Below are 19,811 nucleotides of genomic sequence, written 5' to 3'. Positions count from 1 at the left end.
TCCGGCCAGTCAGGCCCCGGAGCGGCCGGCTGGCGCACTCGGCCACCAGATCCGCTCCCCGACGAGCGCGAAGATGGCCGGCACCAGCACCGCCCTGACCAGCAGCGTGTCCAGCAGGACTCCGACGCCGACGATCAGGCCGAGCTGGCCGAGGGTGACCAGCGGCAGCACGCCCAGGGCGGCGAAGACACCGGCCAGCACGATGCCGGCGCTGGTGATGACGGCACCGGTGTGCGCGACCGCCCGGACCATCCCCTCCCGGGTGCCGTGGGTCAGCGCCTCGTGACGGGCCCGGTGCACCAGGAAGATCGTGTAGTCGATCCCGAGGGCGACCAGGAACAGGAAGGCCAGCAGCGGCACCAGCACGTCGAGCGCGGGGAAGCCGAACACCACGCGACCCAACCAGGCCCCGGCGCCGATCGCGGCGGCCGCGCTGGCGACGTTGACCACCAGCAGCAGCACCGGGGCCAGCACCGACCGCAGCAGCACCACCAGCACCGCGAGCGCGACCAGCAGCACCAAGGGGGCGACCACGATGAGGTCCCGGTCGGCCGCACGCGCCTCGTCCAGGGCCTGCGCGTTGGCACCACCCACGAGCACTGCCCGCTCCTCGACCGGCACCTCCGGGTCGGTCACCGTGTCCCGGATCGCGGTGACCAGCCCCTCCGCCTCCGGCGTCCCGGGCGCTGCCTCACCGACCACGGTGAACCGCGACCACTCATCGGTCCGCGTCGGCTGCACGCGCACGATGCCGTCCAGTTGACCCAGCTCCGTGGCGACCCGGTCGGCCTCGGCGGGGCGAGCGTAGACCTGAACAGGCGCCGCCTCACCCGCCGGATAGTGCTCGGCCAGCGTCTCCAGTCCCGCCGCGGACTCCGAGGCGACCCGGAACTTCTCGGTCTGGGTCAGGCCGACCTGGGTGCCGAGCAACCCGGAGGCAAGTATGCCGAGCGCCAGGACCGCGGCCACCACCACCTGGGTGGGGCGACCGACCACGAAGTGCGCGATGCGCGACCAGATGCCGGTCGCCTGCGGGTCGGCCTGACCGGCCCTCGGGATGAACGGCCAGAAGATCCGGCGCCCACAGACCGCGAGGGCGGCGGGCAGCACCAGCAGGGCCGCGGCCAGGGCAACCACCAGACCTGCGGCCGAGGCGATGCCGAGTCCGTGCGTGCCGGGCAGGGTCGCCAGGGCCAGCGTCAGGAGGGCGAGGACCACGGTGAGGTTGCTGGCGAGGATGGCCGGTGCCGCGCCCCGCCAGGCCGCGGCGAGGGCCGCCCGGTGGTCCTCGTGCCGACGGAGCTCCTCGCGGTAGCGGCTGATCAGCAACAACGCATAGTTGGTGCCGGCCCCGAAGACCAGCACGCTGATGATGCCGCCGTCGAACTGCAGGTCGAAGGTCGTCCCGAGCCAGCTGGTCAGGACCGCTGCCAGCTGGTCGGCGACCCCGACCACCAGCAGCGGCACCAGGAAGAGCACCGGTGAGCGATAGGTCCCGATGAGCAGCACCGCGACGATGCCGACGGTGACCAACAACAGGGTGAGGTCCGCCCCGTCGAAGCTGGAGGCGATGTCGGCGCCAAAGGCCGGGCCACCCGTCACCTGCGCGTTCAGGCCGGTCACCCCGTGCTCGTCGACCGTGGCGCGCACCTGTTCGACGACCTCGGCCGTGGCGGAGTTGTCGGCACCGAGGGTGATGGGCGTCGAGAGCAGCGCCGCGGCGCCGTCCTCAGCGGGGATGACCGGTGACACCTCGTGGCCGGTCACCTCGGCCAGCGCCTCACCCATGGCCGCAGCCGCCGCGAGGTCGGCCTGCTCCAACGGGTCGCCACCCCGGTCCAGGACGACCAGCACGGGCGCGACGTCACTGCCCGGGAAGGTCTGCCTGACCTGCGCCGCCACCGCCGACTCGGCACCGGCCGGGACCGAGTCCCCGCGGGGCGGAGCCTCCGTGGCCCGGAGCGGCCCGAGGACGATCGCGCTGAGCGCCAGGGCGACGGCCAGCACGATCCAGGCGCCGCGGCGAGCACTGAGGAACCGGGCCAGGCCGCTGGGCAGCCCGCCGCGGCTGGAGGCCGACGGAGGCTCTGCGCCTACGCCCGTCTTCCCGTGGGTGGGTCCGTGTGTCAGACGGTCGTGGTGCTGGCCTTCGGTCGTGAGCTGGGACATCTCTCTCCTGGGATCGTGAGATCCCAGGACATCGCCGATCCAGCCTCAGCACATCGATCGTGCGGTCAGACCCGGGGTCAACCGAAAGGTTGAGGCCCACGGGTTGACAGCGCAGCGCAGACGCTGGCCGCAAGCACCCACCGACCACGCCAGCTCACCTCCACCAGCGATCCCCACCGTCCCTTGACACCGCCGCCGGCGCGGGATCTCGGTTCTTAGAGCGCCTCGGCGTTCTTGGAGCCTGCCGTGGCGCGCGTCCAGAACCGGGAAGTGCTCTCAGACGCGTGCGCGACACGGCGGGCGACGACGACTTATCCACAGCCCCATCCCGGAGGTCGCCGAGAATGGCCAGAATCACCAGGGTGAATCAGCACATCCTGCGATTTCTTGACGGCCCTGGCAACGACGTGATCACCGTCCCGGAGGCGGCCCAGCTGGGATGCAGCCCGACCGTGCTGAAGAAGCTGTACCGGGACGACACGCTGACGCGTGTCGCCATTGGCGCTTACGTCCGCACGGCCGCACTGCAGACTCCGGTGCGAGACGGCAAGCCGCTGCGCGACTTCGCTCTCGCAGAGCACCAGCACCTGCTTCGGCTGGATGCGCTCCTTCGCCTGCACGGCTCGAAGGTCGCTGCGAGTCATCAGAGTGCCGTCCTCGCGTGGGGGTTGCCCACGGCGAGGAGCTCGCTGAAGCGCATCCATCTCGTCCACACACAACACGGACGCACGGCCCGCCGCCGAGAGACACACAGCGTGCACACGTGCAAGCTCGACGACGTCATCACCCGGCACGAGGGACGTCTTGTCGTCATCCCCGCGCTGGCAGCAATCGGCCAGGCGATGGAGGTGGGCCTCATCGCCGGAGTCGGGTGCATGGACGCCGCAATCGTGGCCCGACGCACGACCCGGACGGAACTCAGCGAGATGGTGGAGAGACTGCGGCACAGTCCGGGCCTTGCTCTGGCCCGGCGTGCCCTCGAGCTCACTGACGGGCTGGCTGAGTCCCCCGGTGAGACCCGCCTGCGTCTCGTTCTCATTGAACTCGGTGTCCGCTTTCGCGCGCAACACTGGATCCGGATCGGCGAATCCTTCACCTACTACCGCGTCGACTTTTACCTCCCCGCGCTGGGTGTCGTCCTCGAGTACGACGGCCAGGTCAAGTACACCGGCGGGCGCGATTCCGGGCGCCCTGACGACGCTCGCCAGGCAGGCGGCGCCCGTCAGACGTTGAGCGATGAGAAGTCTCGCGAGGACGACCTGCGCCTGGATGGCTTTGGCGTTGGCCGGGTGACATCGTCGACGCTCACCGCGGAGAAGATCCGCACGATCATTGCGAAAGCTCAGCAGCAGGCTCAGCCGAGCGCGCTGCACCGTTCTGCCGAGCCACCGCCGTGGGCACGCACCGCACCGGTCGACGCCGACAGCGTCAGTTCACCTCGCGTGGAGGACACCCAGGGCACCTGATCCGCAGCGCCAAGCCCGACAGCGCAACCGACAGCCCACTTCGACTCCAACTGACAGCGCATGCCGGTTCTGACAGCCCGCCACGGCAGGCTCCAAGAGCCGTTCGAGGCTCCAGGCGAGGGGCGGGGGCGCGGTGGGCGGGTCTCCGGTGGCCATGGGGCCCGGGTGCCCGGTGTGCCCGGTGGGCCCGGGTGCCCGGGGGCCCGGGTGCCCGGGTGCCCGGTGGGCCCGGTGGGCGGGTCCCCGGTGGTCCCGGTGGGCCCGGATGGCGGCGACCTCAGGCGGGCGCCCAGGCCGGGTCGCGGCCGAGCAGGGCCACCAGCTGGTCGACCCGGCTCTCGGACTCGGTGCGCACCGGCGCGGCGAAGATCCCCGGCACCTCGCCGGCACCGACGCGTGGCCGCTCATAGGCCAGACACTCCTCGACGGCGTCCGCGACCAGGTGGGGGCGCACCCCTACCGCCCGCGCCAGGTCCCAGGCGTGGACGGTGAGATCGACGAGCATCTGAGAGGCGTACTCCTCCAACGGAATCTGGCCCATCGAAGTGTGCACGGCACCGCCCTCGTCCGCCTGTCCCCAGGCCAGCACGGAGGAGGTGATGGCCCGCCGCCAGGCACCCATCGGGTCCTGACCGAGCAGGTCGACGTCATAGCGCGAGCCGACCTGGTCCAGCGTCTCCCCGCGCAGCAGATGGGGCGCCCAGAGGTGCTCTGAGGTCAGGTGGTTCAACAGATCGCGGACATTCCACCCCTCGCACGGTGTCGGCCGTTCCCACTGCCCCTCCAGGGGCAGATCGGTCACGACGCGGGATGCCTCCGGGATCAACTCGATCACTGTGCTCACCTGCGCCAGACTAGGGGGCATGGGCAGGCACAGCCACCCCGGTCCTGATCCGGTGACCAGGGCCATGGAGCTGACCCCACGCGCCGACTTTCTGCCACGGGCCGCGCGCCGGTTCGTCGACCAGGACCGCGCCCTGGAGATCGGCTACGGCGCCACCAACTCCCAACCCAGCACGGTCCGGGCGATGCTCGAGCTGCTCGCGGCCCGACCCGGCGACCGGGTGCTCGACGTGGGCAGTGGGTCGGGCTGGACGACCGCCATCCTGGCACGCCTGGTCGGGCCGGAGGGGTCGGTGCTCGGGGTGGAGCTGGAGGAGCCGCTGGTGCGGCGCAGCGCAGCAGCCCTGGCCGGTATGCCGAATGCCCGGGTCCGCGTGGCCGTCCCCGGAGCGCTCGGGTCACCCGAGGACGGACCGTTCGACCGGATCCTGGTCTCAGCCGCAACCAACACCGTCCCGCAGGATCTCCTGGACCAGCTCGCCCCCGAGGGTGCGATGGTGCTGCCCCTGGCAGGTCGGCTGGTGCGGATCACCCATGAGGGCCGGGAGACTGCCCCCGGCCACTACCAGTTCGTGCCCCTGCGCTGACTCGTCGGGCGCCCACGCGCTCGGTCGGGGTTTTGACCAGGCGCCCACGCGCTCGGTCGGGGTTTTGACCAGGCGCCCACGCGCTCGGTCGGGGTTTTGACCAGGCGCCCACGCGCTCGGTCGGGGTTTTGACCGGGCGCCCACGCGCTCGGTCGGGGTTTTGACCGGGCGCCCACGCGCTCGGTCGGGGTTGGGACGTCTCGGGCTAGCGCGGGTCCAGGAGAGGCCGATAGTCCGGGTGGCGGTCGATATAGCTCTTGACGAACGGGCAGCTCGGGATCACCTTGAGGTTCGGCTTGTCGACCTGGAGGTAGTCCAGCGTGCCGCGGACCAGCGTCGAGCCGATGCCCTCGCCCTCGTGGCCGGGCTCGATGGCGGTGTGCCGCAGGTCGATGCTGTTGCCGACGGTGGCGTACTCGATGCGGCCGACGACCTCGCCCGCCAGCTGCGCCTCGAAGCGCGACTCTGCCGGGTTGTTGACGACGGTGACTTCACTCATCACGCCACTCTGTCACGTGCAGGGCCCCGGTCGCAGCCCGATCAGGCCGCGATCTTCTCCCGCTTGCGGCGCACATAGAGCTGCTTGCGGACCCGCGCGACGAGCGTGCCGTCGACAGCCAGGACGTCGGTCTCGAACCAGCGCAGCACCTTGCTTCCATCCTCCGCCGCCTCGCGGAGCTCCGCGAGGTGCTCCTCGGTGATGCGGAACTCGGCGTGGACGGTCGTCCGGCCCGGCGAGACGAACTCGATCTCGGCGGCCTTGTCCCAGACGACATAGCCGGGCCCGAGGTTGCGCAGGACGAGAAACATCCAGAACGGGTCGGTCATCGCGAACAGGGAGCCGCCGAAGTGGGTGCCCACATAGTTGCGGTTCAGCGGGCGCATCCGCAGCGCCACCCGGGCGTAGCGGAAGTCCTCGGACAGCTCCTCGACCCGGATCCCCGCAGCGGCAAACGGCGGCCAGATGTTCAGGCCGTGCCGCAGCAGGCGGTGGTTGGCCCCGAAACTCTGCCAGCTGGGCAGTCTCACGCGTTCTCCTCGGCCCGCGGTGCCTGCTGGCTCCCGGACCCGTCCGGTGACCCGGTGAGCAGTTTGAGCACACGCTCCAGCAACAGGCCGAGCAGCACGCCACCGGTGACGGCGACCGCCATGGCCAGCAGCGGGTTGTCATCCAGCCACTGGCCGGCCACAGTCCCAATGGCGATGGAGTAGGCAGCCCAGCTGACCGCCGCGACCGCATCGAGGATGACGAACAGCCACCGCGGGAAACGGGTGGCGCCGGCGGTGATGTTGACGGCGACGCGACCGACGGGGATATACCGGGCGGCCATGATGATGACCGCCCCGCGCCGGGCGAGCTGGCCGGCGGCCCAGTCCATGGTCCGGCGGATCCGGGGGCGCGGACTGTCGGCGAGCCCGGTGAGCCAGTGTCTGCCGATCGTGTAGGCGATGTTATCGCCGATGAAGGCGCCTCCCGCCGCGGCGACGAAGACCAGCCACAGGTTGGGATAGCCGACCGAGACCGCCGCGGCGGCCAGTCCGACGACGATCGACTCGCTCGGCAGCGGCGGGAAGAAGCCGTCGACGATGCAGAGCCCGAAGACCACCCACAGCACCCACTGCGAGTCCGCGTGCGTGGTCACGAACTCGTTAATCGCCTCGATCATCCCAACCTCACCTCCCTGCCTCCTGTGGAGGCAAAACTATCCGAGGCCGCGACCGGTTCCGGCATCCTCACAACCAGGACACGTGCGGCGCCACGAGGGCATAGCCGACGAAGGCCACGATGTCGAGCACCGTGTGGGCGATGACCAGCGGCATCACCCGGCGGGTTCGGGCATAGACCAGCCCCAGAATGAGACCCATCGCGATGTTGCCGACGAAGCCGCCGAAGCCCTGGTAGAGGTGGTAGCTGCCACGCACCAGCGCACTGGTGAGGATGATCGTGGCGGTGGACCAGCCGGCCTGGGCCCACCGGGTGAACAGGTAACCGACCATCACCACCTCCTCCAGCAGCGCGTTGCCGATCGCGGCAAGCACCAGCACCGGGATACCCCACCAGATGGAGGGCAGCCCAGAAGCACTGATCGTGGTGTTCACCCCGAGCTCCCGAGCCAGCAGATAGAGCGCCAGTCCCGGCAGCCCGATGACGGCGGCCAACCCCAGACCAGCCAGTATGTCGAGGGCTGGCCTGGCCAGGTCCAGCCCCATCACCTGGCGAGGCCGGGGAAAGTGCTGGGCAAGCAGGAACAGGGCCAGGGCCACGGGCACCAGGGGCAGCAGGATGTCGGCCAACTGGTAGGCCAGGTCCAGCCAGGGACGTTCGGGGGCGCGGGACGTGTTCATCGCGGTGGTCTGCTGCGACAGCGGAGCAGGGGCAGTCAGTTTGCGCAGCAGCGAGAGCAGCGACCAGATCGCCGAGGCACCCAGGCTGACACCGAGGACCAGGAGGGTCTCGGTGAGCAGCCTGCGCCGAGCCGCCGACGGAGCGCCGGTGCGCTCACGGACCGGCGGGAGAGGATCAGGCGGCAGAGGCATGCGTCCAAGGTAACGATTGGGGAACGAACCTAGACAATGCTCGCCGCGCCCGTGAGACTGCCAGGGCACCCGCCTGCCACCGCTGTCTCGGCGTGCCCGGGTGGAGTGCGGCGAATCCCCTTCGAGATAAGGATCCCACGTGCGTACTGCTAACCCCGGGAAGCGAGCGCGGATTGCCGCGTTCGCCGCCTCCGCGGTCGTAGTCTCGCCGCTGGCGATCGGCACCATGACGGCTCAGGCCGACGTGACGACCGACCTCCAGCCCGGTGAGACGAAGACCTATATCGTCCAACTGGCGGACCAGCCGCTGGTCGCCTTCGACGGCGGCAACGGCCTGGCGGCCACTGCCCCCAAGGCAGGTGAGAAGGTCGATGTCGACAGCGCTGCGGCACAGGCCTACACCTCCTACCTGGACGCTCAGCGTGCCGAGGTGCTGGACACCATCGGCCTGAGCTCCTCCGACGTCGTCACCACCTATGAGACCGCGCTGAGCGGCTTCGCCGTGAAGATGAACAACGTCGAGGCCGCGCACATGCGCAAGGCCCCGGGCGTCCTGCAGGTCTGGGAGGACGAGATCCGGCACGCCGACACCGTGCAGACCCCGGACTACCTCGGGCTCTCGGGCGACGACGGCGTGTGGCAGGAGCACTTCGACGGCGTCGCGAACGCCGGCGACGGCATCGTCGTGGGTGTCATCGACACGGGCATCGACCCGCTGAACCCGAGCTTCTCCGGCGAGGGTTTCGACCCCGCCCCCGAGGACTGGGCCGGCGACTGTGACAACGCAGGGGTCGACCACTTCGCGGCCTTCGAGTGCAACAACAAGCTCATCGGTGCCCGCTACTACGGCGCCGAGTTCGGCAACACGGTCATTCCCGAGGAGTTCGAGTCCGCCCGTGACTACAACGGTCACGGCTCGCACACCGCCGGCACCTCGGCCGGCAACCACGACGTGGCGCTGTCCATCATGGGCCACGACCTGGGCCAGGCCTCCGGTATGGCCCCCGCTGCCCAGATCGCGGTCTACAAGGGCCTGTGGATGACGGCAGACGGCAACGGCTCCGGCACCACCGCCGGCCTGGTCGCCGCCATCGACGACGCCGTCGCCGACGGTGTGGACGTCATCAACTACTCGATCTCCGGCTCCAGCACCAGCATCGTGGGCCCGGACGAGCAGGCCTTCCTGTTCGCCGCCGACGCGGGCATCTTCGTGTCCACCTCCGCCGGCAACTCCGGTGACACGGTCGGTGTCTCCTCGGTCGCGCACAACGCGCCCTGGACGATGACGGTTGCCGCGAGCACCCACAACCGTGGTGCGGTCAAGACCGTCACCCTCGGCGAGTCCGCCGAGGTGCCGGTTGAGCGCCAGGGTGGTGCAGACCGCTACGAGACGGCCGCCCTGGTGGCAGCCGAGTTCGGCGACGGTGTCGACACCGTCTATGTGGCAACGGGCGACGAGTACGCCGACGCCCTGGCCGGCTCCGCTCCGGCCTCCGGCGGCATCGCGCCCGGTATCGCCCCGGCCGAGGCCCTCGCCGCTGCTCCGGTCCTGCTGTCCCGTCCGGACCACCTGCCGCAGGCGACCAGGGACGCCCTGGAGTCGATCGGCCCGGACAACATCGTGCTGCTCGGTGGCAACAGCGCCATCGACGACGAGACCGCCGAGGAGATCGGCGCCTACGGTGACGTCAGCCGCGTGGAGGGCGCCAACCGCTACGAGACCGCCGTCGCCATCGCCGAGATGTACGGCCCGGTCGACAAGGTCTACGTCGCCAGCGGCCAGGACTACCCGGACGCCCTGACCGGCGCCGCCCTGGCCGGCTACGAGGGCTACCCCGTCGTCCTGACCCAGGCCGACCATGTCCCGAACGTCCTGGCCGAGTACCTGGCCTCCGCGGACGCCGCGGACGCCGAGGTCGTCGTGCTGGGTGGCGAGGTCGCCGTCAACGACGACGTCCTCGCCGAGCTGGGCGGCACACGCGTGGCTGGTGACGACCGCTACGAGACCGCCACGCTGATCTCGCAGGCCTTCGGGGTCGAGTCCCCGGAGACCGCCCTGGTCGCCAGCGGTCAGAACTGGCCGGACGCCCTGTCCGGCAGCGCGCGCGCCGCTGACCTCGGTGTCCCGGTCCTGCTGACCCAGCAGGACCACCTGCCGTCCGCGACCGGCACTGAGCTCACCCGCCTCGACCCGCAGAGCGCGACCGTGCTCGGTGGCGAGGTCGCGATCACCGCGGGCGTCCAGACCGCGATCGAGACACTCCTCAACGCCGGCGACGACGCCCCGACCTACACCGGTATCGGTGTCGGTGAGGGCGTGACCGGCAACGTCGTGGACGCTGCGACCATCCCCGCAGACGGCTCCACCGCCGAGGACGCAGCCCTCTGCCTGCTCGGTTCGGTGGACGACGCGGCCGCAGAGGGCAACATCGTCCTCTGCACCCGCGGCGCCAACGCCCGCGTGGAGAAGAGCCAGGAGGTCGCCGAGTCCGGCGGCATCGGCATGATCCAGGTCAACAACACCGATGCCGAGTCGCTCAACGCCGACTTCCACAGCGTGCCCTCGATCCACCTGAACGGCACCGACGGTGCCGAGGTCAAGGCCTGGGTGGAGGCCAACGACCCGGCCGTCGTCACCATCTCCGAGCAGTCCACCGACCCGGTGGACGCCCCGGAGATGGCGGGCTTCTCCTCGTTCGGTCCGGCCCTGGCCGGTGGTGGTGACCTGCTCAAGCCGGACATCACCGCTCCGGGTGTCGACATCGCGGCGGCCTATCACGCCGACCACGCCGACCCCTCGCAGCCGACGTTCAACCAGATCTCCGGCACCTCCATGTCGGCCCCGCACATCGCGGGTCTGGCAGCGCTGATGAAGCAGGAGTTCCCGGACTGGAGCCCGGCGATGATCAAGTCGGCCATGATGACGACCGCACGCGACACGATGGACAGCGGCGACCCGATCCAGCGCTCCGGCGCGGACGCCTCTCCGCTGGACTTCGGTGCCGGTGAGGTCGTTCCGGGCCAGTCCTACAACCCGGGCCTGGTCTATGACGCGGGCTGGGACGAGTGGCTGGCCTACGCCTGTGCGATCGGCCAGCTGGCTGCGCCCTGCCCGGAGGAGCCGACCGACCCGAGCGACCTGAACTACCCGAGCATCTCCATCGGTGAGCTCGCCGGTGTCCAGACGGTCACCCGGACGGTCACCGACGTGACCGGCGAGGGTGGCACCTACACCGCTGAGGTGGAGGCCCCCGAGGGTCTGTCCGTCACTGTCGAGCCCTCGACCATCGAGGTCCCGGCCGGCGGCGAGGCGACCTTCGAGGTCACCATCGAGTCCACCGGCGCCGCCCCCGACACCTACCACTTCGCGCAGCTGCGCCTGGTGAACGGTGACATCGTGGTGGAGAGCCCGATCGCGGTGCAGCCGACCGCCGTGGCCGCTCCGGCCGAGGTCTCCGGCGACACCACGGAGGGTTCGGTCGACTACCAGGCCGTCACCGGGTTCGAGGGCACCATCACCGCTGCGGTCAGCGGCCTGGCCGCGGCCGAGGTCCTGCCGATCGAGGTCACCTCGGACGGTCCGGGTGGTGGCGCCGGCATCGCCGACGTCATCGTGGAGCACGTCGTCCCAGAGGGCACCAGCACGCTGCGGGTGGCCACCGTCCACGCGGAGACCACCCCGGCGGACATCGACATCGACCTCTACCTGGCCAACGGCGCAGGTGAGGTCATCGCACAGAGTGCGGTCGGTGGTTCCGACGAGATGGTGACCGTGTCCGGCCTCGAGCCGGGCACCTACCTCATCGCGCTGGACTACTGGGACGGCGCCGCGGGTGACACCGCCACGGTTCCGACCTACTTCTGGAACGTGGGCGGCGACGAGGGCAACCTCACCGTCACCCCGGAGTCGGCCGACACCACCATCGGTGGCACGGTCGACTACTCGGTCGCCTGGACCGGTCTGGACGCCGGGACCCGCTACCTGGGGTCGGTCACCTACAACGACGGTTCCACGGACGTCGGCCAGACCCTGGTCTCGGTCAACCCGTGAGCGTCTGATCACCCGGTGATCCACTGATCACCACCTGAGCGGGCCCGTCCTCTCCACGAGAGGGCGGGCCCGTTCTGTGTCTGCTCATTCCCGCGCGAGCAGCAGGAAGCTCACCAGCCAGTGGGTGGCCATGAAGTCACCGTCAGTGACGTGCGGCAGGACGGCGGCGACCTGTCGGTCGGCCGAGGAGCGCAGTATGCCGGCACGCGCCTCGGGCAGTGACCTCGCCAGGGCACGGAGCTGCCAGGCGCGGGACAGCGCCAGTCCGAGCAGGTGTGCGCCCTGGCCGTCGGTCGGGTCCAGGACGGTGGGCGGCTCCAGCAGGTGTCCGTGCGCGCCGGACCCGAGCCCCGGGAGGAAGCGGTCGAACCAGGGCACGAACTCCTCGCCCAGCACCTGCTGCATCAGCACCGCCTCGGTCAGTGCGGGCGAGAGGAAGTCGCTGCCGGAGGGCTCGTCCGCTGTGTGGGCGGGCCCGTCACCGGCGAACCAGTCCCGAGCGCGGTCACTCGCGGCCGCCACGACATCGTCGCGGCCGAGCTCGGCGTAGGCGCGGCGCAGGAGCAGCAGCGCGAAGGCGTCGTTCTGGTGCTTGCCGTGGCGAATCGGATAGCCCTGACGTGGCAGCCAGGCCAGCACGTGGTCGGCGATCGTGTCGAGCAGGGGTGCCAGCGCTGCAGACCAGGTGGGATGCGCTCGAGCAGCCGACCCCAGCATGGCGGCCCAGGCCCAGCCGTAGGGCCGCTCGAAGGCGGGCCGCTCCCGCAGATAGTCCGCCTCGACGCGCACGTTCTCGGGCCTCAGCCGCTGGTCCAGCAGCTCCCGGGCGGCCCGCGCCTCCGGTGAGGGGGCCGGGTGAGCCGGCCCCTCGGCATACGGCCCGAGCAGGTGCACCAGCGACCACTGCATGTGCACCGAGCTGTGCCAGTCCAGGGCCCCATGGAAGCTGGGGTGCAGCCGCTCCGGGGTGATGTCTGTGTCGTCCGGGCCGGTGGCGACGTGGCCCGAGGAGTAGGGATAAGGCCGTTGGAGGACCTCGGTGGCGATCTGGAGAAGGCGCTGATCCATGCATCTATCCTGCCCGGACACCGGGATGTGACACAGGTCACAGCAAGTGCGTGCAACGAACCCGCCGCCCGCGACGTCTCTGTGGTGTGTGGGTCTGGGGCAAGACCCGCACCGGTGCGAGGGGACTTCCTCGGAAGTGCACCTGGGGCAACAGGGGACGGGGCGCCGACGCAGGGGGTCGGCGCCCCGCCTCTGTCCCGGCGCCAGACTCCTGTCCCTGCGCCAGACTCCTGTCCCTGCGCTCCGTGGCTGTGACCGGCCGGTCCGCCACTAGCAAAAATTCTTCGGCGGGGAGGGAACGAGGCATGCCGGGCACACGTCATACACTCGGGAACCGACGAGAGGTGAGAACCATGACGAACTCCCGAATGCGCGCCGTGGCCCCGCTGCTGGCGCTGACCATTGCTCTGGGCCTGGGGGCCTGCGGATCAGAGACCGAGGAGCCGGGGACCGACAGCCCGAGCGAGAGCGCGACCCAGCCCCCGGCTGACGACGAAGAGACCAGCAGTGACGACGCCAAGGAGACGCTTGTGCCCGAGGAGCCCATCGAGGAGGACAAGCCGACGGCTGGCAGCTCTGTCGAACTGCCGACCAACGAGGTGCCCGACGACGTGATCGCCAAGGACGAGGTCCAAGCGGCGATCACCGACCTGGCCAAGGCCCAGTCGGTCGAGCCCGAGGCAGTGACCGTGGCCGGCTACTTCGCCGTGACCTGGAGCGACGGCAGCCTGGGCTGCCCGAAGCCGGGCATGAGCTACACCATGGCCCTGGTCGACGGCCACCTGCTGGTCCTCGAGGTCGACGGCGAGCAGTTCAGCTATCACGCCGGCGCCAAGCCCGACTTCAACTTCTGCGCCGACCCGAAGTTGCCCAGTGACCTCGGCGCCGGGGGCGCGAGCACCAGCTGATCTGGTCATCGGGTCACTGGTCGGGAGCACCGGCCGGCCTGGACCTCAGCGCCAGATGGCCTTAGTGCTGACGTGCCGGATGCCTCTGGCGCTGGCGGCCGGATGCCCGGGTTGGCCGGATGCCTCTGGTGCTGACGCGAGCGGCGTCCTCCTGGCGGGGTGATGTCATCCTCTAGGAGGATGTCGCAAGCGGCTGATCATGCGTAGACTCGACAATGGCGCTCGCGCACGGGTGGGCCACGCTCGTGAGTGCCCGCGCCGGCTGGCGCCCGTGACGGGAGACTCCCGCCTCACCAGCCTCGCAGGATTTTCGTTCTGGAGCAGGTTAGATGCACATCCTTCTCGACACACCACCAGAGACCCACGCGGTCGCTCGACCGGTGGCCATCTGGCCGATCGTCGCGCTGACCGTGGCTGCCCTGATCGGCCTCGCCGCCGGCACCGCTGCAACCACTGACACCCCTGACAGCAGGGAAAATCACCGGACCGTGGTGACGACAGTGAGCCAGGCCGTCTGAGTCACTGCTCGTCCACCAACCCGACCGCAACGTTCACGCGGCACGTCCACCAACCCGACCGCAACGTTCACCCGGCACGTCACCAGCACGACACCGACCGCGTGTTCTGCACCGTGCCGTTATCGTTGCGGCGTGTCGGGGGTTGGAACACCAGGTGCGCAACAACGATGAGGCACCAGCCGGCACGTCCTCGGGTGAGGTTCGCCAGCACCGACCGACGTCTGTCCACAGGCCCTGATCGTTCGACGTTGAGTCGCGGCACAGTAGTTGCATGTCTCAGCAGCCACGCCCGGATCGCCACGGCGGACCACCGCCACCGGCCGCTCCTCTCGGTCCGGCACGCCCGATGCCGGGTATCCCCGAGCAGCGGTGCATCCTGACATCGACTCAACTCTCCGAGCGCGGATGGACCGCTGACGCGATCCGCCATGCCCGTGGTCGTCGGATCCAGTTGGTGCTCCCACGTGTGTTCGCCACGCACCTGGGTCCGCTCGACGTCCAGGACCGCCTGGTTGCCGCCTTCCTGTGGGCCGGAGACGGTGCCGTGCTCACCGGTCGCGTAGCCCTCCAACGTCACGGCCTGGACGTGCCCTCGCTCGGCGCCTGCCTGTTCTTGGTGCCCACCACGCACCGCTCGAGGCGAGCCGCTGGGGTTTCCACCGTCCGGACCACTCGGCCAGTGCCGGTCGCTGCCTTCCGCGACTGCGTGCCCCTGACAGACGTGGCTCGAGCGCTGTGTGACGCGGCAGTCCACCAGCAACTCCGCGGCGAGGCGTTGCAGAGCGCCACCATGTCCGCACTCCAGCGCCGACTCACCCACCCAGATCGCTTGCGCACCGAGTTGGAGGAGAGGCCACGCAACGGGCTGCAGCCGGTCCGTCGGGCGCTCAAGGATTATCTCGCCGGCGCATGGAGTCTGCCAGAGGCAGCCTTGGCGAAGCTGATTCGGGCTGAACCAGGCCTGCCACCCTGCCTGTTGAACACCGAACTCTGCACTCCGGACGAGGTAGTCATCGGGGTGCCGGACGCCTACTTCGAAGATGGTGGCATTGCCGTCCAGGTGCATTCCAAGGCCTTTCACTCCGGAGTTGACAGTCAGGGCAAGGACCGCTGGAGCGCCACCGTGGAGAAGGACGGCACGATGGTGGAGAACCGGGTGATCGTGGTGCCCGTCACGCCCAACAGCATCGAACGCCGCCCAGAGCAGGTCCTGACTCGGATCCGTCGTGTGGTCACGGCCAATCGGGGTCGCAGGCTCCCCGGCGTGATCGTGCGTGGGCACGATCGCTCGAAGGACACGTAGCTTTCCCGGCGCTGGGCGGCGCCCGATCGTCGTCGACTGCGGGGCGTTCGCACCGCAGGTCGTCAGCGGTGTCGTGCTGGTGCAGGATCGGCGGTGCCGTTTCCGCGCTCCAGCGCGCGACACGCCACAACGATGTCCGCACAGTGCGCGACACGCCGAGGGCTGGAGGGAGAGGGCGGCTGAAGCCCCGGGAGCCGGAGGGAGGGCGGCTGAAGCCCCGAGAGCCGGAGGGAGAGGGCGGCTGAAGCCCCGAGAGCCGGAGGGAGAGGGCGCCCGAAGCGTCCACGTGAGGCGGCTGGAGCCGCGGGGTCAGAGCAGGGCCATGCCGGCGCGGTCCGGGCGCACCCGCACGCGGTCGCCCGGAGTGAGGACTGCGTCCTGGGCAGCCAGCGCCTCCACCGGCCCAACACCATCAAGCTCGAGGTCAGCGCGCACGGCGTCGCTGATCGCAACGGCCCGGCGGACGGTGGCCTTCAACTCGCCCTCCGGGTCCACCCGCAAAGCCGACCTGCGCAGCGCCAGAGGAGCCCGGGAGCGGTTGGGAAGACCGGCAGCGGCTGCCACCTGCTCGGCCGGGTTGCCCACCAGGAACGTGCTGAAGCCGAGGAACTCGGCCACCCGGCGGTCGACCGGCTCGGTCCACACCCGTTGGGTCGGCCCGTGCTGGACGATCTGCCCCTCCAGCATCACCGCCATCCGGTCGGCGAGCGTGAAGGCCTCATCGTGATCGTGGGTGACCAGTAGGGCCGTGGTGCGTGTGCCGGTGAGAATGCTGCGCAGGTCACCGGCCAGGCGCTCGCGCAGCGACCGGTCGAGGGCGGACAGCGGCTCGTCGAGCAGGAGCACCCGCGGCTCGGCGGCCAGGGACCGGGCGAGGGCGACCCGCTGCTGCTCACCGCCGGACAGGGTGGTGACGTCGCGGTTGGCATAGTCCGGCAGGCCGACGGTCTCCAACAGGTCCACCACCTGTGCGCTGGTCTCCGATCGGTCGACCCCGCGCAGGCGCAGCGGATAGGCGATGTTGGCGGCGACATCAAGGTGGCGGAAGAGCTGGCCGTCCTGGAACAACAGGGCGAAGCCCCGCCGGTGCGTGGGCACCCCGGCCAGGTCTTTCCCGTCCAGGCTGATCTGCCCACCGGCGAGGTCCTCCAGCCCAGCGATCGCCCGCAGCAACGTCGACTTGCCGCAGCCGGAAGGGCCGAGCACCGCGAGCACCTCCCCCGCGGGCAGTGCGAGGGAGACCTCGTCGACGGCGACGAGATCACCGAAGCGGACACTCAACTGGTCCAGCCGCAACATCAACGGACCTCCAGAATCGTCATCCGGTTGGTGCGGTGGGGTGGTCGCATCAGGCGGTGGGGTGGTCGCATCAGGCGGTGGGGTGGTCGCATCAGGCGGTGGGGTGGTCGCATCAGGCGGTGGGGTGGTCGCATCAGAAGGCCCCCACACTGCCGACACGGAGTCGCTCGACGACACCCATCACGGTCACGGTGAGCAGGCTGAGCACCACGGAGGCGGCCAGGGCCATCCCCATGTTCTCGACGCCGGGCCGACTGATCAGGTCATAGATCATGACCGGCACCGTAGGCCGGTCGGGCCGCGCCAGGAAGCTGGTGGCTCCGAACTCGCCGAGGGAGACGGCGAACGCGAAGCCGGTGGCTGCCAGCAGGGGCCTCCCGAGCACCGGCCCCTCAGCGGTCCACGCCGCCCGCATCGGGGGCGCTCCCAGCGCCGAGGCGGCCTGCCGGATCCGTGGGTCGACCGAGCGGAGCACAGGGGTGATGGTGCGCACCACGAGCGGGAGCGCCACCAGGGCCTGCGCGATGGGCACGAGGACCGCCGAGGTCCGCAGGTCCAGGGGCGGCCGGTCCAGGGTGATCAAAAAACCGAATCCCACGGTTACCGCGGAGATGCCCAGCGGCAGCATGAAGGCTCCGTCCAGGACCGACACCAGCCGACTCGCCCAGGCTGCACGGGGGCGGCGCGAGACGACGATCGACACGCACACTCCGAGCACCATGGCGATCATGGTGGCGTCCACCGCCGTGCTCAGCGAGTTCTGCACGGCGTCCAGGATGCTCACCCGCATCGCCGGTGACGCACCGGCGTCACCCAGGGAGCGGTAGTGCTCCAGGGTCCACCCACTGCCACCGCGCAGCGAGCGCAGCACCAGCGTGAGCACCGGGGTCAGCACGAAGGCCACGACCAGCCCGGCCACCACCAGCAGGGGTGCGTCACCAGCGCGCGGCCTGCGGGCCACCGAGCGGGCGGCCGCCCGGTCGGTCGTGGCCTCGGAACGGGCCCGGGCACGAGCCGCCAGGGTCAGCATGACCACGACCGCCAGCAGCTGGATCACCGACAGCACGGCAGCCCCCTGCAGGTCGAGGAACTCGGTGGTCAGCAGATAGATCTCGCTCTCGATCGTGCCGTAGCGCAACCCGCCCAGCGTCAGCACCACCCCGAACGCCGTCGAGCAGAACAGGAAGACCAGCGTCCCGGCCGAGACGATCGAGGGCAGCAGCGCCGGCAGTGTGACCGTCCGGAAGACGTGCGTCGGCGACGCGCCGAGCGCCGCGGCGGACTCCTCGGCCCGTCGGTCCAGTCCCTCCCACATGCCACCGACGGTGCGCACCACGACGGCCAGGTTGAAGAAGACAAAGGCCAGCAGGATCGCCGTCCAACTGCGGTCCCAGCCCAGAAAGCCCAACGGCCCACCGCTGGAGAGCAGGGCACGGAACATCACGCCGACCACCACCGTGGGCAGCACGAAGGGCATGACGACGATCGCCCGCAGCAGCGCCCGGCCGGGAAAGACCAACCGATAGAGCACAAAAGCCAGCGGAAGACCCAGGGTGAGAGTCAGCGCGGTGCCGAGTGTCGCCATACCGATGGTGAATCCCAGCACCCGAGCGGTCCGGTCCCGCCCGAGGACCTCCCCGACCCCGGAGAGGTCCCAGGCGCCGTCCGGATAGAAGCCGCGCACCAGCATCCCGCCCACGGGCAGCACGAAGAAGACCGTCAGGAAGGCCAGCGGCAGCAGGGCCAGCAGCGTGACCCCCAGGGCGGGGACCAGTCGCTCGGGGACTAGCCGGTGGTGATGTCGGCCCACTCGCGCACCCAGTCCTCCCGGTTCTCCTCGATCAGCTCAGGGTCGACCTCGATCGGCTCCTGCGCCACGTCGGCCCACTGCGCCCACAGCTCGGGGAGCGCGACGTCGGTGACGGGGTAGACGTACATCGAGTCCGGGATGGCCGCCTGCACCTCGTCGGTCAGCAGAAAGTCGACCAGCGCCTGGGCCCCCTCCGGGTTGGCGGCGCCCTCGAGGACGCCGGCATACTCCACCTGGCGGAAGCAGGTGTCCAGCAGCGCGCTGGTGGTCGGCTCGTCGCCGCCTTCCGGAATGGTGAAGGGCGGGCTGGAGGCGTAGGAGAGAACGATCGGCCGGTCGCCGCCGCTGAAGGTGAAGTCGACGCCGTAGGAGTCCGACCAGCCGGAGGTGATCACCGCACCGTTGGCCATCAGGTCGCGCCAGTAGTCCTGCCAGCCGTCCTGCCCGAACTCACCGACGGTGGCGATCAGGAAGGCCAGACCCGGGCTGGAGGAGCTCGCCCCCGAGGTGACAAACAGGTCCTGATAGGTCGGGTCCGTCAGGTCCTGCAGGGTCTGCGGGGGCTCGATGCCCTCGGCCTCGAACCAGGCGTCGTCGACGTTGATGCAGACGTCGCCGTAGTCGACGGGTGTCAGATAGGTGGCCGCGTCACCGGGCAGGGCGTGCTCGCTCACCTCCGGCGGCAGGTCCGAGGGGCTGTATGCCGACAGGACCCCCTCGTTGACCGCGCGGCTCGCGAAGGTGTTGTCGATCCCGAAAACGGCGTCCCCGATGGGACTGCCCTGGGTGAGCACCAGTTGGTTGGTCAGCGCGCCGGCGTCGCCGGAGGCTTGCACGACCACCTCGTAGCCGGTCTGCTCGGTGAAGTTCTGGAGCACCTCCTCGGGCAGGTTGAACGACTCGTGCGTGACGAGCACGACCTCCCCATTCTGTGGGGAGGGCTGGCTCGTGCTCTGCGCGTTCTCGGGGAGGTTTGGGCCGGTCTGCGCCGGCTCCTCCTCCCCGCCCAGCAGGGTGCACCCACTGACGGCGAGCATGAGACCCAGCCCGGCGGCCAGGCGAACGGCGCCGCGGTGGCGCGTGTCGGCATACTGCATGATGTTGATCCTCCTCGGACAGCAGGAGGGGCGGTGGGACCAACCCACCTGAGACTCGACTTCCTCCACCGGTGCTAGCCGGGTCAGGTTCGAGGGTCTGCGGCCGATGCCGCACTCTCAGCGCTGGTGCGCTCCCCTGTCGTGCCTGCCACTG

Annotated in this window: 16 protein-coding genes; 6 read left to right on the top strand and 10 right to left on the bottom strand. The window is 70.1% G+C overall.

Features of this window, described 5'->3' with window-relative positions; translation table 11 throughout:
- Nucleotides 1-9: 9 nt before the first annotated feature.
- Nucleotides 10-2,169 (bottom strand): MMPL family transporter, encoded by a 2,160-nt coding sequence (locus tag DPQ65_RS04775; protein ID WP_114906246.1) that lies wholly within the window; start codon nucleotides 2,167-2,169, stop codon nucleotides 10-12.
- Nucleotides 2,170-2,531: 362 nt separating this feature from the next.
- Between DPQ65_RS04775 and DPQ65_RS04770 the strand changes: the two genes are divergently transcribed.
- A complete protein-coding gene (locus DPQ65_RS04770) occupies nucleotides 2,532-3,635 on the top strand; it encodes a hypothetical protein (RefSeq protein WP_162802011.1) in 1,104 nt (367 codons plus the stop codon).
- A gap of 277 nt (nucleotides 3,636-3,912) precedes the next feature.
- Here the strand turns inward: DPQ65_RS04770 and DPQ65_RS04765 are convergent, their stop codons facing one another.
- Nucleotides 3,913-4,479: a TIGR03086 family metal-binding protein gene (locus DPQ65_RS04765; RefSeq protein WP_202863010.1), complete on the bottom strand. Its 567-nt coding sequence runs from the start codon at nucleotides 4,477-4,479 to the stop codon at nucleotides 3,913-3,915.
- Nucleotides 4,480-4,498: 19 nt separating this feature from the next.
- Here DPQ65_RS04765 and DPQ65_RS04760 point away from each other — a divergent pair, with 19 nt between their 5' ends.
- Complete coding sequence (locus DPQ65_RS04760; protein WP_114906243.1) at nucleotides 4,499-5,065, top strand: protein-L-isoaspartate O-methyltransferase family protein; 567 nt, start codon at nucleotides 4,499-4,501, stop codon at nucleotides 5,063-5,065.
- Nucleotides 5,066-5,270: 205 nt separating this feature from the next.
- Here DPQ65_RS04760 and DPQ65_RS04755 read toward each other — a convergent pair whose 3' ends face one another.
- The 4 genes from DPQ65_RS04755 to DPQ65_RS04740 form a co-directional block, all read right to left on the bottom strand.
- Entirely contained in the window at nucleotides 5,271-5,564 is a 294-nt protein-coding gene (locus tag DPQ65_RS04755) for a GNAT family N-acetyltransferase (RefSeq protein ID WP_114906242.1), read from the bottom strand.
- Nucleotides 5,565-5,605: 41 nt separating this feature from the next.
- Nucleotides 5,606-6,094 carry a DUF4442 domain-containing protein gene (locus tag DPQ65_RS04750; protein WP_202863009.1) on the bottom strand — a complete coding sequence of 163 codons (489 nt, stop codon included), beginning with the start codon at nucleotides 6,092-6,094 and terminating at the stop codon, nucleotides 5,606-5,608.
- Entirely contained in the window at nucleotides 6,091-6,732 is a 642-nt protein-coding gene (locus DPQ65_RS04745; RefSeq protein WP_238146686.1) for a DedA family protein, read from the bottom strand. Before DPQ65_RS04745 ends, DPQ65_RS04750 begins: the two co-directional genes overlap by 4 nt.
- A gap of 67 nt (nucleotides 6,733-6,799) precedes the next feature.
- On the bottom strand, nucleotides 6,800-7,603 hold the full coding sequence (locus DPQ65_RS04740) for a CPBP family intramembrane glutamic endopeptidase (RefSeq protein ID WP_114906241.1): 804 nt from the start codon (nucleotides 7,601-7,603) through the stop codon (nucleotides 6,800-6,802).
- 139 nt (nucleotides 7,604-7,742) lie between these two features.
- On the opposite strand from DPQ65_RS04740, the gene DPQ65_RS04735 reads away from it, so the two are divergent.
- Nucleotides 7,743-11,654, top strand: coding sequence for a cell wall-binding repeat-containing protein (locus tag DPQ65_RS04735; RefSeq protein WP_114906240.1), 3,912 nt, complete (start codon nucleotides 7,743-7,745; stop codon nucleotides 11,652-11,654).
- Nucleotides 11,655-11,738: 84 nt separating this feature from the next.
- Here DPQ65_RS04735 and DPQ65_RS04730 read toward each other — a convergent pair whose 3' ends face one another.
- Entirely contained in the window at nucleotides 11,739-12,722 is a 984-nt protein-coding gene (locus DPQ65_RS04730) for a DUF2891 family protein (protein WP_114906239.1), read from the bottom strand.
- Between the two features lie 353 nt (nucleotides 12,723-13,075).
- On the opposite strand from DPQ65_RS04730, the gene DPQ65_RS04725 reads away from it, so the two are divergent.
- From DPQ65_RS04725 to DPQ65_RS04715, 3 genes are all read left to right on the top strand, one after another.
- Complete coding sequence (locus DPQ65_RS04725) at nucleotides 13,076-13,630, top strand: hypothetical protein (RefSeq protein WP_162802010.1); 555 nt, start codon at nucleotides 13,076-13,078, stop codon at nucleotides 13,628-13,630.
- Nucleotides 13,631-13,959: 329 nt separating this feature from the next.
- On the top strand, nucleotides 13,960-14,148 hold the full coding sequence (locus DPQ65_RS04720) for a hypothetical protein (RefSeq protein WP_114906237.1): 189 nt from the start codon (nucleotides 13,960-13,962) through the stop codon (nucleotides 14,146-14,148).
- 271 nt (nucleotides 14,149-14,419) lie between these two features.
- Nucleotides 14,420-15,451 carry a hypothetical protein gene (locus tag DPQ65_RS04715; protein ID WP_162802009.1) on the top strand — a complete coding sequence of 344 codons (1,032 nt, stop codon included), beginning with the start codon at nucleotides 14,420-14,422 and terminating at the stop codon, nucleotides 15,449-15,451.
- 309 nt (nucleotides 15,452-15,760) lie between these two features.
- Here the strand turns inward: DPQ65_RS04715 and DPQ65_RS04710 are convergent, their stop codons facing one another.
- The 3 genes from DPQ65_RS04710 to DPQ65_RS04700 form a co-directional block, all read right to left on the bottom strand.
- On the bottom strand, nucleotides 15,761-16,750 hold the full coding sequence (locus DPQ65_RS04710) for an ABC transporter ATP-binding protein (protein WP_114906235.1): 990 nt from the start codon (nucleotides 16,748-16,750) through the stop codon (nucleotides 15,761-15,763).
- A gap of 133 nt (nucleotides 16,751-16,883) precedes the next feature.
- Nucleotides 16,884-18,560: an ABC transporter permease gene (locus DPQ65_RS04705; RefSeq protein WP_238146685.1), complete on the bottom strand. Its 1,677-nt coding sequence runs from the start codon at nucleotides 18,558-18,560 to the stop codon at nucleotides 16,884-16,886.
- On the bottom strand, nucleotides 18,536-19,657 hold the full coding sequence (locus tag DPQ65_RS04700) for a thiamine ABC transporter substrate-binding protein (RefSeq protein WP_114906234.1): 1,122 nt from the start codon (nucleotides 19,655-19,657) through the stop codon (nucleotides 18,536-18,538). The genes DPQ65_RS04705 and DPQ65_RS04700 overlap by 25 nt, the downstream gene beginning before the upstream one ends.
- Nucleotides 19,658-19,811 lie beyond the last annotated feature (154 nt).

It is taken from the genome of Ornithinimicrobium murale (genome assembly GCF_003352835.1).
In the GTDB taxonomy this organism is placed as follows: Bacteria; Actinomycetota; Actinomycetes; order Actinomycetales; family Dermatophilaceae; genus Ornithinicoccus; species Ornithinicoccus muralis.
Note: the sequence above shows the minus strand (reverse complement) of the source record. Positions and strands in the feature narration are given on the sequence as shown.